This window comes from Ensifer sp. ENS06 (assembly GCF_014852205.1).
Classification (GTDB): Bacteria; Pseudomonadota; Alphaproteobacteria; order Rhizobiales; family Rhizobiaceae; genus Ensifer; species Ensifer adhaerens.
In genome coordinates this window covers 281312-294253 of sequence record NZ_JACVBC010000004.1, presented here as the reverse complement: position 1 = coordinate 294253, position 12942 = coordinate 281312, and the positions used below count along the sequence as shown (strand labels likewise).

Below are 12942 nucleotides of genomic sequence, written 5' to 3'. Positions count from 1 at the left end.
CGATCGGTTGGCAAGGAGGTGGCATGACCTCGCTATTTTCAAAAAAGGTCGTCGCAGTCACCGGTGCAGGTTCCGGAATTGGTCGCGCCATCGCGCTCGATCTGGCCCGGCAAGGGGCGACTATGCATATCGCCGATCGCGATGCTAACGGGCTTGCCGAAACTGCCGAGCTCATCCGCGCTGAAGATGGCCGGGCGTTCGCCACCGAATTTGACGTATCGAACGAACGTCAGATGGTAGGCTGGATCGAGCAGATTCAGTCCACGTCCGACCGGCTTGACGCAGCCTTCAACAATGCCGGCATCACTGGTCCGGCAAAGCGGATCGAGGACTATCCCATCGAGGATTTCCAGCGGGTCATAGCCGTCAATCTGCAAAGCGTTTTTCTCGGAATGAAGTACCAGATCCCGCTCCTCAAGCGCAGTGGTGGTGGCTCGATCGTCAACACGGCCTCTGTCGCGGCGCTGACCGGTCCTGGTGGCATGAGTGCCTACGCCGCCTCCAAGCACGGCGTCCAGGGACTGACCCGCGTCGTCGCTATGGAAAATGCAGCGCATGGCATCCGCGTCAACGCGATTGCGCCCGGCTGGACTGAAACACCCATGGTCGCGGCGAATAGCCAACAAAACCCGGGCTTTGCGGCACTTGCTCAAAATGCCATCCCCGCCAAACGGGGCGGCAAGCCGGAGGAAATCGCGGCCGCCGCGATCTGGCTTGCCTCCGACGCCGCCTCCTATGTCACCGGACACATGCTGACCGTCGATGGCGGCATGACGATCGGTGGCTTTGAACTCTAACGCCGAACCGAGAAAAGGATCATGCCATGTCAGCCCCCCATGAAGCCCAACAGGAAGCATTGAAAGCAGTCGTGCGCCGCAACACACTCGAAGTGCAGTCCGGTGGCAATTTCGAACTCTTCGACGCGCTTTTCGCTGACGACTTTCTCGACCACACACCGCAGCCGGGCGGGACACCCGACAAGGAGGGTGCGCGCGGCCTTTACCGCGCGCTGCGCGTCGCTTTCCCGGACTTCCATGCCGAGATCCACTGGCAGGCGGTCGACGGCGATATCGTCACGACCTTCAAGACCTATCACGGCACCCATCAGGGCGTTGTCCTCGGGATCGAACCGACGGGCCGCAAGATCAAGTTCGAGACGATTGATGCTATGCGCATCCGCAACGGTCAGATCGTCGAGCACTGGGGCGTGGCCAACCTCTACTACCTCCTGCAGCAACTCGACGCGCTGCCCTCCTCGGCCCCCAAAGTGCCGGAACACTAAGGATCACCACAATGAGAAACAGTAACATTCTAGACGGCAAGGTCGTCATCGTCACCGGCGCATCGAGCGGCATTGGCCGTGCGATCGCCATCCGGGCTGCCGAACATGGCGCCAAAGCCGTTATCGTCTCGGACGTCGTGGAAGCACCTCGCGAAGGCGGTGAACCCACTGCCTCCGATATCAGAAAACTGGGGGTTAAATCCGTTTTCGTCAAAGCAGATGTCAGCCGCAAGGCAGACAATGACGCCCTGATTGCGGCAGCAGAGGAGTTCGGTGGCGTTGATGTCATGGTGGCAAACGCAGGCATTACGCTGAAGACAGACGGAGCGGAAGTTCCGGAAGACGATTACCGCCGCCTGATGTCGGTCAACCTCGATGGCCCGTTGTTCGGTGCGCAGGCAGCTGCGCGCCAGATGAAGGCGCTCAACAAGCAGGGCAGCATTGTCCTCATGGCGAGCATGGGGGGGATCTCTGGTGCCGGCATTACCGTTGCCTATTCGACAAGCAAAGGCGGTGTGGTGCTGATGGCGAAGTCACTGGCGGACGCGCTTGGCCCAGACGGCATTCGTGTGAATGCGGTCGCACCCGGGACGATAGACACGGAACTTCTCCGCACAAGCCCAGGTATTGCCCAGGCCTCTGAAGGCTTCCGCCAACGAACGCCCCTGCGTCGTCTGGGCAAACCTTCGGAAGTAGGAGATGCTGTGGTATTTCTGGGGTCGGATCTCTCCAGTTACATATCCGGGACAGCACTCCTGGTAGACGGAGGCCTTCTCTCCGTTATCTAAATTCCATGCCCCTGCAGTCGGACCCGCGCCTCCAAAGCGCGGGTTTTTCTTTGCCTAGATCGTTCGAAATCATCGACGATAATCCGCGAAATTATCCAGCTTTTTCGTTTGATTGCGTGATGGCAATTTCTTCTCACGAAGCAGCCACGGTGGCTGCGCCCCACCACAGGAGAAAACGTCGATGTCCTATTCCGATGCAATCGCTGAGCGCGCAGAAACTCTTTCACAGTCGATCCTCGTCAACGGCGTGACCCCGCTCGCCGGCCGTGTTCTTCTTGCTGCCATCTTCCTGCTTTCCGGCATCAGCAAGATCTCGGACCCCGCCGGAACAATCGGCTACATCAATATGGTTGGCCTGCCCTTCCCGCCCCTCTCCTATGGTGCAGCGGTCGTGACGGAAATCCTCGGCAGCGTTGCCCTGATCCTCGGCTTCCAGACCCGCGTCGTCGCCCTGATCCTCGCCCTGTTCAGCCTTGCCACCGCGTTGACGTTCCATAACAACCTCAACGACCTGAACCAGTTCATTCACTTCTTCAAAAACATCGCCATGGCCGGTGGCCTGCTGCAGGTCGTCGCGTTCGGCGCGGGCCGCCTCAGCCTCGACGCTCGCCGCTAACCCCGCGTAAGCCGCAAAAAAGCCCGGGCCAAAAGCCCGGGCTCTTTTGCGTTCGATTATCCAGCGGTTATGCATGCGGCACCGAGCGCTGCTGAAAGCCTCGGATCTCAACATCGGTGACACAGAGGTCAGGAACCTTCGCCAGAAAATCTCGGACATAGCTGGTCGCCATGTGCTCGTCGAAGTCTGAAGGATAGCGCCAGTCTTCAACCACCATCCAATTCTCGAGCGAATCCCTGGACTGGAATATCTCGTAACGCAAGTTTCCAGCTTCCTGTCGCGAGGGGGAGACTAGCGCCAGAAGCGCGGCGGCGAGATCCTCTGATCGACCAGGCTTTGCCTTGAAGACGGCTACATTGGTCAGTTCGGCCATATCGATAATCCTTCTTGAGAGACTTCAGGCGCCCTCGATCGCGATAATCCTCGAATTGGCAGCAGCCTGGCGCTGCGCAGCAAGCGGGCCATATTCAGGCGATGCAAACAGCTGGCGGATCGCTTCCTTGTCCGGGAACTCAATAATCAGCATGTTGGTGGCTTCCCAGCCTTCGAGCGCAAGTGGCGTGACGTCGAGAGCGATCAAGCGGCCGCCTGCTCTGGCTACGAGCGGCAACGCCTTGGAACGATAGTCTTCGATCGAATTCATATCGTGAATATCGAGGTCGACGACGAGATAAGCAGACATGGTGTTTCTCCTCTAATTTCGGTTTCGGGTGAAGCGGCTGGCGCTCCTCAGGGAAGATGGCGCCACTTGACCATGCGGTCCTCGAGATCGAGCGTTCCGCCGTCGACGGTGAAGGTGCCGTCGCCCCGGTGGTGAAGCGTTCGACGCTCCTTGCGGGTTTCGTTCACCCATAGGCGCTTGGCTTCCAGGATGAACAGGTTGTACGGCTCGACGTTGCGCCGATCGACCACCACACATTCGATGTTGGCGAGGCAGTCGGCGATAAGAGGTGCCGAGACCTCCTTCGCCGTTTCGGTGCGCAGTCCAAAACGCTGAAACTTGTCGACGCTGTCGCCCGAGCAGTTTCCCACATCGACAATCGTCTCGGCGAGGTCGAGACCCGGCACGGCGATGACGCATTCGCCCGTCGCCAGAAGTGTCTCGAAGCTATGGTCCCACGGACCAATGATGCAGCCGATCAGCGGCGGCGCGTGCTGGATCATCATATGAAAGCCCATGGTCATGACGTTCGGCTTTCCCCGATCGCTGGTCGTTACCATAACGATCGGGCTTGGCTCCAACACACGGTAGGTTTGTAGTGCGGATACCTCTTTCATCGTACTCTCCAGTGAAAAGGTCCCCACCTTTGGGCAGGGCCCGGTAGGACAGTCGCTTACCAGCCCTGCTCAACCGGCAGGACAAACAGCTCAGCGACGTCGACATGCGCCGGAGCCTGAGCGGCGAAGACGATGGTGTCGCCGATGTCCTCGCCCTGAAGGAAAGTCATCTGGCTGGCCAGCTCATCCATCTGCTTGCGGTAACCCGGATCGGTGATGTGGTCGTAGAGCTCGGTGGCAACAGCGCCTGGCTGAATGCAGGTCACGCGGATGTTGTGTTTCTGGCCAACTTCCATGCGCAGTCCGTCGGAGAAGGCCGTGACCGCATGTTTCGTGGCACAGTAGACGGAAAGACCCTTGAAGACCTTGCGGCCCGCGATCGAGGACATGTTGAAGATGTGGCCCGAATGCTGCTTGATCATCTGGGGCAGAACGGCAGCCGTCGTGTTGAGCAGGCCCTTTACGTTCACGTCCACCATCCGGTGCCATTCGTCGACCTTGAACTGGTCGATGTCCGAGAGTGGCATCAGGCCCGCATTGTTGACCAGGATGTCGATCGAGCCGTAGGCTTCGGCAAGCTTCCTGACGCCGGTTTCGATGGCGCTCGGATCAACGACATCCATCTCTATCACCAGAGCCTCGCCGCCCTTAGCTTCAATCCGCTTCTTCAGGTCTTCGAGTTTTTCGGTCCGGCGAGCCGCGATGCCGACTTTTGCGCCGGCTTCGGCGAGCTTCACGGCGGTAGCGGCGCCAATGCCACTCGACGCGCCAGTTACCAATGCGATCTTTTCGTTGAGGTTGGCCATTGTCTTCACTCCTTGTCTTTGAAGCCCACCACCGCGGTGGGCGTTTCGTTTCGACAAGGAGGAACCTAAGCGTTTCACGCGGGCCCTTCTCACGGGGCCTTGCGCGACCTGTCGCGATCTTGCTCAAATCGCAGACGGATGAAAAATCATCCTCGACGATAGTGGCTCGGCGCCAGACCTGTCTCGCGGCGGAAGACTTGGGCAAAGTGACTTGGGCTCGAATAGCCAACGGACAGGCCAATCTCGATGATGCTCGTATCCGTTTCCTGCAGGAGCTGCTGTGCCTTGGCGACGCGCTGGCGAATGAGGTAGCGGGAGGGCGAAAGGCCTGTTGCTTTCTTAAACAGTCGGCTGAAATGAAACTCGCTCATGCCCACCGCGACGGCGAGCTGCGCCAGATTGAACGGGTCAGCCAGGTGCTCTTCGAGATAAGCAATGGCGCGCCGAAGCTTAAAGCCTGGCAGAGCCGTCTGCCGATTGTCTTGCCGATCCTCCGATACGTAGTTGCGGATCAGGTGCACCGTGAGACTTTGAGCCAATCCTTGAACGAACAATTGGCTGCCTTTTCCTTCAGCGGCAAGTTCCTGATGGATCAAGGCCAGAAGATGCGAGAGCTGCTCGTCTTTCCCGCCGGAGACGTCGAGCAGCGCGGGCGGCCCATCGCCGCCAAGCACCTCTTTGGCGACACGCTCAAACAGAGGAACCGACAAATACAGGTGCATCACCTGAAAGGGCGCCGTCCCAGTCGAACGCCAGCGCATTTCATAGGGCGTCGGGGAACGGGTCAGGAAGAAGTCTCCGACTGACACAATATTGGATATCCAATCGCCGCCGAGTTCGCGCTCTTCGACATTCGCCTCGCCCGACATAACCCAGACGATCAGCGGTTCTGCAACAGCCGGGACAAGAAACGCTTCCTGCCTGTCGCGGCGGGAATAGACTTGAACGAACAGGTCCTTCCAGGCCGGGCCATCGCCACTGACAAGCGTCCTGCCCGCGATGTATTGCTCGAGGCCGAGCGGCGAGGTCCGCTCAGGTGGAGCAGCCGCTTCTTCCCGGTCTTGCGAGACCTGCAAGGTGCGGCCCTTCGATAACGCTCCTTTCGAAAGTGGACCGCGAGAGATTTCTTCCGACTCTTCCAAATTCCCGACCTCCTGGCGAGTGTGCTCGCGCCAGGCTCCGTTTAATCACATCCAGGATGCCCCGTCGTCACCTCTTGATGATCCGATGTGCAAATTGCCTCTGCGGGCAAGCCAAACAAGGCCATTCCCGCGGGCATCGGCAAGGGCGCGTAAATATCAAGCCACTTCTCGCCTGGGAGGTCGGCATCGACAGTGATCGCTGCGGATGACGACCATTCCATGCGTTTGGCGTTCAGTAGACGGCCCGGTATACCAGCGGTACCCAGTCGTAATTGTCCGCATCGCAGCGAACATGCCCGATCCCCGGAAAAGCATGGTGCGCACCGGCGACCAGATAGCGCCCGTCGGCCGCCTCAGCAAAAGCCGTCGCGCGGGTTGCTGCAGCGGCGTTCTGGTCGACGTCAAATGCGACCGTGACATCCGGATGATCATATTCGGCACATCGCCAGGGGCGACCTCGCCCCAAAAGCCAAAACAGTCGCGCCCAGCCCCTCCCTCACGCCGCCATGACAAGACACGATAGTTCCTTCCTTGCTTCTATGCCGTGTTAAGTCGAGGCGGAGTAGGCGCCTCGCCGATCCGGACTAGTCCCCAGGATTTTGCTCGCGCTAACAGGGCTCACCCTCTCGACATCCGCCATCTAGGCTCGGCGGCGTCGATGAACAACACAATCCGCCTGAATGCTATCGCGCAAAGAACCCTGAACAGGCAAGTCATGGAGGCGGCGGTTATGCCAGCTGCCCTGGACTTCGCCGGCCGAAGTCGCGCGCCTTCTGCTGATGCGACGCGTGCGAAGACCCTGTCTTTGTGAGTTCGAACCGTGGCAATTCAGGATGCTCTGCTCAATCATTCCAGATCTCGATGATTTCGTCGAACGGTTAGATAGGCCTCGACATTGTCGGCTCCTACCATCAGTAGATCCACAGCAGTTTGGGCCGCCCCCCCAATTGCCGTGTGGCGGAAACAGGGGGGCGAGATTCCGCTGGCCTGCCGGTTTCTACCGGAGCAGGAGCGCACGTTGCGGCCGACCGGAATTCATCTCTTTGGTCTGCGCTCGAAACCTGCCTACACCGACAAATTCCGTCCAGCCGCCACATCTGCGACCAGATCTGCCGGCCGGAGTGGACAGCCAAACTATGCCGCGTTCTCCTGCCCTACTCGGGGTTTGATCCCGAGAACGCGCAATGCATTGAGGATCACAGTCACGTCGATTAATTCCTGGATGATCGCTCCCTGCACGGGAGTGATGAAGCCTAGGGCGGCGGCCATCATGCCAACAATTGACATCCCGATACCAACCACCACGCTTTCCATCGCGATACGCCGGGAACGCTGGGCGATCTCGATCCCCGGCAGCAAGCGATCCAGATGATCGACCAGAAGAACGATATCGGCGGCTTCAGCCGAGGCAGCGGCGCCACGAGCCCCCATGGCCACGCCTATGTCGGCAGCTGCAAGAGCCGGCGCATCGTTGACACCATCGCCGACCATCATCACTGGCCCATTCTTACGCTCTGCGAGCACGAGAAGAACTTTCTGGTCCGGTGTCAGATCCGACCTGACCGCATCCAGCCCGAGTCCTTTGGTTATATTTTCTGCGACCGCCCGCCTGTCGCCGGTAGCCAACACGATGCGGCCAATGCCCAGCCGCCGAAGGTTTGCTATTAGCTCGGCAGTACCTGTCCGGAGAGCATCCGCCATGGTAATGTAGCCAGCAATTTTATTGTCGACGGCAAGGGCGACAACCACAGAACCAGCCATCATGATAGGGTTCATCAAAGCCGTCGTGCCGACCTGTTGATTGACGAACGCAACTCCTCCCACGGTGACCTGTCGGCCTGAAATTGTTCCGGAAATTCCTTCGCCAGGACGCTCGGTAGGGTGATCGGGCGCCGGCAGCATAAAACCCTTGCAGCGTGCCGCCGTGACAATCGCCTGAGCCATAGGATGCTTTGACGCTTGTTCGAGAGCTGCGGCGAAATACAATACTTCGTCATCCGACATGCCGTTGTGTGCTTCGGTCGAAACGATCTGTGGACGTTCATCCGTCAAGGTTCCGGTTTTGTCGAGGACGAGTGTACTGCTCCTTGCCAAAGCCTCCAATGGCTTTGCGCCCTTGATAAGAACACCAAAATGCGCTGCACGTGAAAGACCGGCCGCCAGGGCGACGGGTACGGCAAGTATTAACGGGCACGGCGTGGCGACGACAAGCACCGCCACAGCGCGGATCGGGTCACCAGTGAACCACGACGCAGCAGTTGCTAGCGCTATCGTCACAGCCAGGAACAGCATGGAATAGCGGTCGGCAAGCCGTGCCATCGGCGCTTTGGATGCCTGTGCTGCCTCTACCAGCCGGACGATTCCGGCATAGGTGCTGTCGGCTGCACGATGTCGAACGCGCAGGTCAAAAGCCTCGCCCGCATTGGTTGATCCGCTCATCGCCTCTTCACCACGCCCCAGCCGCACGGGCATCGATTCCCCCGTGAGGGCTGACTTGTCGAGGCTCGCCTTCTCGCTCTCGATGTCGCCGTCCGCTGGCACGACGGCGCCCTGATGGATCAGAAGAAGGTCGCCCGGCTTAATGTTGTCGAGCTCTACATCTTCAAGAGTGCCATTTGCATGCCGCGTGGCCGTTCTCGGCACCCGGGACAGAAGTGCGCTCATTTCGCGCCTGGCACGCCCCTCGGCGAAACTTTCCAGAAATGTCCCGCTAGAATACATCACAGCGACGACCGATGCGGCGAGCGTTTCACCGAACAACAGCGCCGCTGACATCGAAAGCGCCGCCACGATATCCAGTCCGACTTCGCCTCGCCAAAGACTGCGAAGAATCTCGACGATCAGCGCAAGAAGAACTGGGACGACGCCGGTTCGCCAAGCTAGAGTGGCTGCATCGGGCCTGCCGGCCGTAAAAAATACCAGCCCACTCACGAGCCCGAGCATCGCAACCAAGAGCAATGCGGACTTCAAGCGATCATAATTCTGAAAGAACATGGCTTCCTTTCAGCGCCGCCTGGGCCGTTTGGAGTATGGTGAAGCATGCCTGTACGGCTCAATCGCCGTTCTTTATGTCGTAGTCATCGTAGCTGACCTTAAAAGCGAGGCCTGCATTTCCACACGAACAGCGGCGCGTGGAACAAGCACCAACATGCAAGACAAAGAGAGACGGACGCTTGATACTGTTGCGAAAGGTAGAATCCGAAGGTCAAGCCGGGTCTGCAGTCTGGCCGTAGGCATTTCACCCGACGATCTCATCAACGCTCTCGGGCAGTAACTGACCGCAGATTGCCGAGCGTACACTATCCCTGCCGCCGGCTGGGATATTTCTGTTGACGTGACTTTGCCGCTTGGCTCGGCCTTGTTCCACGACCATTCTCTTCTGGTGGGAAAGAACGGCTTGGCCGGGTGTCGAAGGCTGGTCAGGCCGCCATCTGTAGGCTCCAGATCATCGGGGCAATGGCGCGCTTAAGTTGGGCCGGCCGCAAACCGCCAGTACAAGGATCGTGGCTTTCGCGGCCCTCATCGCGGAGCAAGTCGCGGCACCGGCCTCCTCGGTAATCGAAGTCACCGCAAAGCTTCATTGTTTAATCTTGCGCGCGATCCAGGGCTCAAGCTTGAGGACGCCCCTGGCCAGGGCTGCTGACCATGCTGAAAGATCTCATCCGTATCGCCGGGACGCGAAACCAAAGGCATCAGTCACGATCGGTTGGCGACGCGGTCAAAACCGAGCACGACGTTTCACTCTGACGGGAGGTTTATCAGGATGGACCGGCGCGAAACAGCGAGCGGACGCGACCTTTTAACAGAGCCGCCGCCGTCAAGCTGGGAGATCGCATCCCAGCCCACCCACCTTCGACAACGGCTCTTCATGCGATCGAGAGCCCTCGGGGCTGGAAGCACACCAGCGACCATGCGCCGGTCATCATCGATGATCGAACCACCATCGGATTGAAGTCAGGCCTGAGCCTTTTGTGTGGCCCTGCGTTCGCGCGCCTTGGCGGTCAGCCGCGCCTCGCGCAATTCCTCAAGGGTCGGCAGCCACCAGCCGCGCCAGCGCTCACGCTCTTCCGCCGCCCTTTTCGAGGGCCAGGTCTGCACCAGTTCCTCCAGCAGAGGCGTCCGCCATAGGCCCCAAACGTGATCCCCGGCGATGTCCGGATAAAGGTCGGCTACCTCATGGCAATCGACTAGCTCGCCGGTTATGTCTCTAATTACGACGATCCCGTAGAGCGGCGTCGCAAGCGGCCGATCTATCGGGGGCAAATCATTGGCGGCAAGCGGGATGCGCCGGCGCTTGCGCTCGGCCGCCCGGCGGCGGGACAGTCTTTCTTCGTAGGTTCCCTTGCGCGCCTCGGCCCGCTTGCGTTTTTCTTCAGGCTCATTTCGCTGCGCTTCCGCCTCGATAGCCCCCCAGCGATCGACAAGATGATCATAGGAAGCGAATGGCACCCGCCAGACCTTATGCTCGCCATCCCAACGGGCAAATGGAACCTGCCGGATTTCCTCGACCAGTTTGCGTGAAAAAGGCGTCCGGATGCGAAACCCGTCCTTGTCGACGTTGAGATAAGGGCTGAGGATCGGCTCGAACGCATAAGCATCCCTGCCCTTGCCCTCTGCGTATGGATCGACGCGGGATTCTTCCCTGGCCAGCCAGCGATCGATGCGCCGGCGCGCGGTCGTGCCGGGGACGATCCAGGCCTTTCGCCGGTCGCTCCAGCGGGCGCGTGGAAAAGCCTCGCGAAACCGCTGCACGGCCATACGGTCGAACGGAAATGCGACCGACACGCGCTCGCCAGCCCCTTTGTCCTCATGATCAATCTCGACATCGTCGGCCATCGCATCACCCGTCGCTACGACAGAGGGCGGCCCGCGCGCCAATGCTTCTTATGCCAATCTCCGCGACCGCCTTGCCGGGTTTTGCCTCAGTCTTCGCCTTTGTGCGCTGATCGGCGAACAGGGACCCGGCTCACATCGATACTTTCCTTGAACTGGCGTTTCCCGCAGCGCCGAATATAGCGCCTATCGGTTCCGGTATCGACGAATTCACGTTTCGTCATGACATCTCCCTTCCAGTTGTGGCTTCGGAAGAACGCACGCCGCCCCGAAAAGATGCAGCGAATCAGCGCCATGGTCGAGACTGGTTAAAAAGGGCGCCAACGCATGCCTAGGTTATTGATTTTCGATTCCTTTCGAGGCGGAACAAATTCGCTCGTGATTCGCTTGACTCGCTTTGGTTGCCTCGAGGCGGGAGTTTTAAAGATGGCCGGTCATCGCGCCCAGTGGAAGGGCTTCATCAAATTCGGCGAGGTGAGTTGCGGAGTCGGCCTCTACACGGCCGCCAGCACCTCGGAACGCATCGCGTTTCACACCATCAACCGCCGCACCGGCAATCGCGTTAACCGTGTCTTCGTCGATAGCGACACCGGCAAGGAGGTCGAGCGGGAGGATCAGACAAAGGGCTTCGAGATCGAAAACGGCCAGTACATCATGATCGATCCGGAGGAGGTGGCCGCTACCGTTCCGGACAGCGACAAGACCCTGCAGATCGAAGCCTTCATTCCCTGCTCCGACGTTGACGACGTCTATTTCGACAAACCCTACTATCTCGTGCCGACCGACCGGGTTTCGTCAGACGCCTTTACCGCGCTGCGCGATTCAATGGAGAAGTCGAAGGTCGCTGCGGTCGCGCGCACGGTCCTGTTTCGTCGCATACGCACACTCTTGATCCGCACCCACGGCAAAGGCCTGATCGCCACCACGATGCAGTATGACTACGAAGTCCGCTCATCACAGAAGGCGTTTGAGGAGGTGCCGAAGCTGCGGATCAAAGGTGAGATGCTGGATCTTGCCAAGCACATCATCGCAACAAAGAAAGGAACCTTCGACCCGGCCGCGTTCGACGATCGTTACGAGACGGCGGTCGCTGAGCTGGTGAAGGCGAAAATTGAAGGCAAGGCCTTGCCGAAGCGAAAGGAGGTCAAGGTCTCCAAACCGGACGACCTACTGGCCGCCCTACGCGAAAGCGCGAAGATGCTGAAGGCCGGCGGCGGTCAACTGACGCGACCCGCCGCCAATGCCAACAAGGGCGCCGGGCGCAAGCCGGCGTCGCGCGCCGCGGCCTCGAAATCGCGCGGCTCGACGTCCGGACAGCGTAAAGCCGGCTGAGGAGCACGATCATGGCGCCGCGCCCATACTGGAAAGGCTATCTGAAGCTCTCGCTCGTCACCTGCCCGGTCTCGATGTCGCCAGCAACGTCGGAGAGCGAAAAAGTCAGGTTTCACACGCTCAACAAAGAGACCGGAAATCGCGTCGTCTCCCAATTTGTCGACGCGGTCACGCGCAAACCGCTGAAGGATGAGGACGAGATAAAGGGCTATCCCCGCGGCGAGAACGACTTTGTGCTTCTCACGGACGACGAACTGGATGCCGTCGCGCTCGACACCGTCAAAACCATTGACATCGATAAGTTCGTCCCGCGCAACAGCATCGAGTGGATCTATCTCGAAAAGCCGCACTATCTTGTGCCCGACGATCCCGTCGGCCATGAGGCCTTCGCGGTCATTCGCGACGCCATGGCGTCCGACAAGGTGCTCGGCATTTCGAAACTCGTCATCGGCCGGCGCGAGCGGGCAGTCGTGCTCGAACCGCGCGGCGAAGGTATCGTGCTCTGGACACTACGCTTCGGCGACGAGGTCCGGCCAGAAGAGTCCTATTTCGAGGATATCGACGATGCATCGGACCCTGATCTTATTCCTCTTGTCGAGAAATTCATCAAGCAGCACACCAAGACCTGGTCCCCGGATATGGTTTCCGACCCCGTGCAGGACGCTCTCCTGGACATTATCGCGAAAAAGAAGAAGGGGCTGAGGCCCTTGAAGAAGGGCAAGGCCAAGGAAGAGACCGGCGCGGCTGGCAGCAACGTCATCGACATCATGGACGCTCTTCGCAAGAGTTTAGCGGCGAGCGGAAAAGGAAAGCGCTCATCCTGAAAACTTCACGGAAGGCACTTATGTTCGTATTCTCTCTTGCG

Annotated in this window: 13 protein-coding genes and 2 pseudogenes; 7 read left to right on the top strand and 8 right to left on the bottom strand. The window is 59.4% G+C overall.

Annotation, left to right across the window (positions count from 1 at the left end):
- Positions 1–23 precede the first annotated feature (23 nt).
- From IB279_RS18300 to IB279_RS18285, 4 genes are all read left to right on the top strand, one after another.
- On the top strand, positions 24–797 hold the full coding sequence (locus tag IB279_RS18300; protein ID WP_090297509.1) for an SDR family NAD(P)-dependent oxidoreductase: 774 nt from the start codon (positions 24–26) through the stop codon (positions 795–797).
- Positions 798–823: 26 nt separating this feature from the next.
- Positions 824–1282: an ester cyclase gene (locus IB279_RS18295; RefSeq protein WP_113187579.1), complete on the top strand. Its 459-nt coding sequence runs from the start codon at positions 824–826 to the stop codon at positions 1280–1282.
- A gap of 11 nt (positions 1283–1293) precedes the next feature.
- Entirely contained in the window at positions 1294–2070 is a 777-nt protein-coding gene (locus tag IB279_RS18290; protein WP_113187580.1) for an SDR family oxidoreductase, read from the top strand.
- A gap of 181 nt (positions 2071–2251) precedes the next feature.
- Positions 2252–2686, top strand: coding sequence for a DoxX family protein (locus tag IB279_RS18285; protein WP_113187581.1), 435 nt, complete (start codon positions 2252–2254; stop codon positions 2684–2686).
- 67 nt (positions 2687–2753) lie between these two features.
- Here IB279_RS18285 and IB279_RS18280 read toward each other — a convergent pair whose 3' ends face one another.
- The 6 genes from IB279_RS18280 to IB279_RS18255 form a co-directional block, all read right to left on the bottom strand.
- Complete coding sequence (locus IB279_RS18280) at positions 2754–3059, bottom strand: putative quinol monooxygenase (protein WP_090297499.1); 306 nt, start codon at positions 3057–3059, stop codon at positions 2754–2756.
- A gap of 24 nt (positions 3060–3083) precedes the next feature.
- Entirely contained in the window at positions 3084–3368 is a 285-nt protein-coding gene (locus IB279_RS18275) for a DUF1330 domain-containing protein (RefSeq protein WP_113187582.1), read from the bottom strand.
- A 47-nt stretch (positions 3369–3415) separates the two neighbouring features.
- Entirely contained in the window at positions 3416–3964 is a 549-nt protein-coding gene (locus IB279_RS18270; protein ID WP_192339481.1) for a flavin reductase family protein, read from the bottom strand.
- A gap of 56 nt (positions 3965–4020) precedes the next feature.
- A complete protein-coding gene (locus IB279_RS18265; RefSeq protein WP_192339479.1) occupies positions 4021–4770 on the bottom strand; it encodes an SDR family oxidoreductase in 750 nt (249 codons plus the stop codon).
- Positions 4771–4916: 146 nt separating this feature from the next.
- The gene (locus IB279_RS18260; protein WP_246802028.1) at positions 4917–5846 is read right to left on the bottom strand and encodes a helix-turn-helix domain-containing protein; all 930 of its coding nucleotides are present in this window, start codon (positions 5844–5846) and stop codon (positions 4917–4919) included.
- A gap of 1200 nt (positions 5847–7046) precedes the next feature.
- The gene (locus IB279_RS18255; protein ID WP_192339477.1) at positions 7047–8906 is read right to left on the bottom strand and encodes a heavy metal translocating P-type ATPase; all 1860 of its coding nucleotides are present in this window, start codon (positions 8904–8906) and stop codon (positions 7047–7049) included.
- 339 nt (positions 8907–9245) lie between these two features.
- Here IB279_RS18255 and IB279_RS18250 point away from each other — a divergent pair.
- Positions 9246–9470: pseudogene (locus IB279_RS18250) on the top strand (transposase); the annotation flags it as partial.
- A gap of 396 nt (positions 9471–9866) precedes the next feature.
- Here the strand turns inward: IB279_RS18250 and IB279_RS18245 are convergent.
- Both IB279_RS18245 and IB279_RS37965 read right to left on the bottom strand, forming a co-directional pair.
- The gene (locus IB279_RS18245) at positions 9867–10748 is read right to left on the bottom strand and encodes a hypothetical protein (protein WP_113187607.1); all 882 of its coding nucleotides are present in this window, start codon (positions 10746–10748) and stop codon (positions 9867–9869) included.
- A 14-nt stretch (positions 10749–10762) separates the two neighbouring features.
- Positions 10763–10969, bottom strand: a pseudogene (locus IB279_RS37965) (hypothetical protein).
- Positions 10970–11171: 202 nt separating this feature from the next.
- On the opposite strand from IB279_RS37965, the gene IB279_RS18240 reads away from it, so the two are divergent.
- Positions 11172–12077 carry a Ku protein gene (locus IB279_RS18240; RefSeq protein WP_192339475.1) on the top strand — a complete coding sequence of 302 codons (906 nt, stop codon included), beginning with the start codon at positions 11172–11174 and terminating at the stop codon, positions 12075–12077.
- Between the two features lie 11 nt (positions 12078–12088).
- Entirely contained in the window at positions 12089–12901 is an 813-nt protein-coding gene (locus IB279_RS18235; protein WP_113187587.1) for a Ku protein, read from the top strand.
- Positions 12902–12942 lie beyond the last annotated feature (41 nt).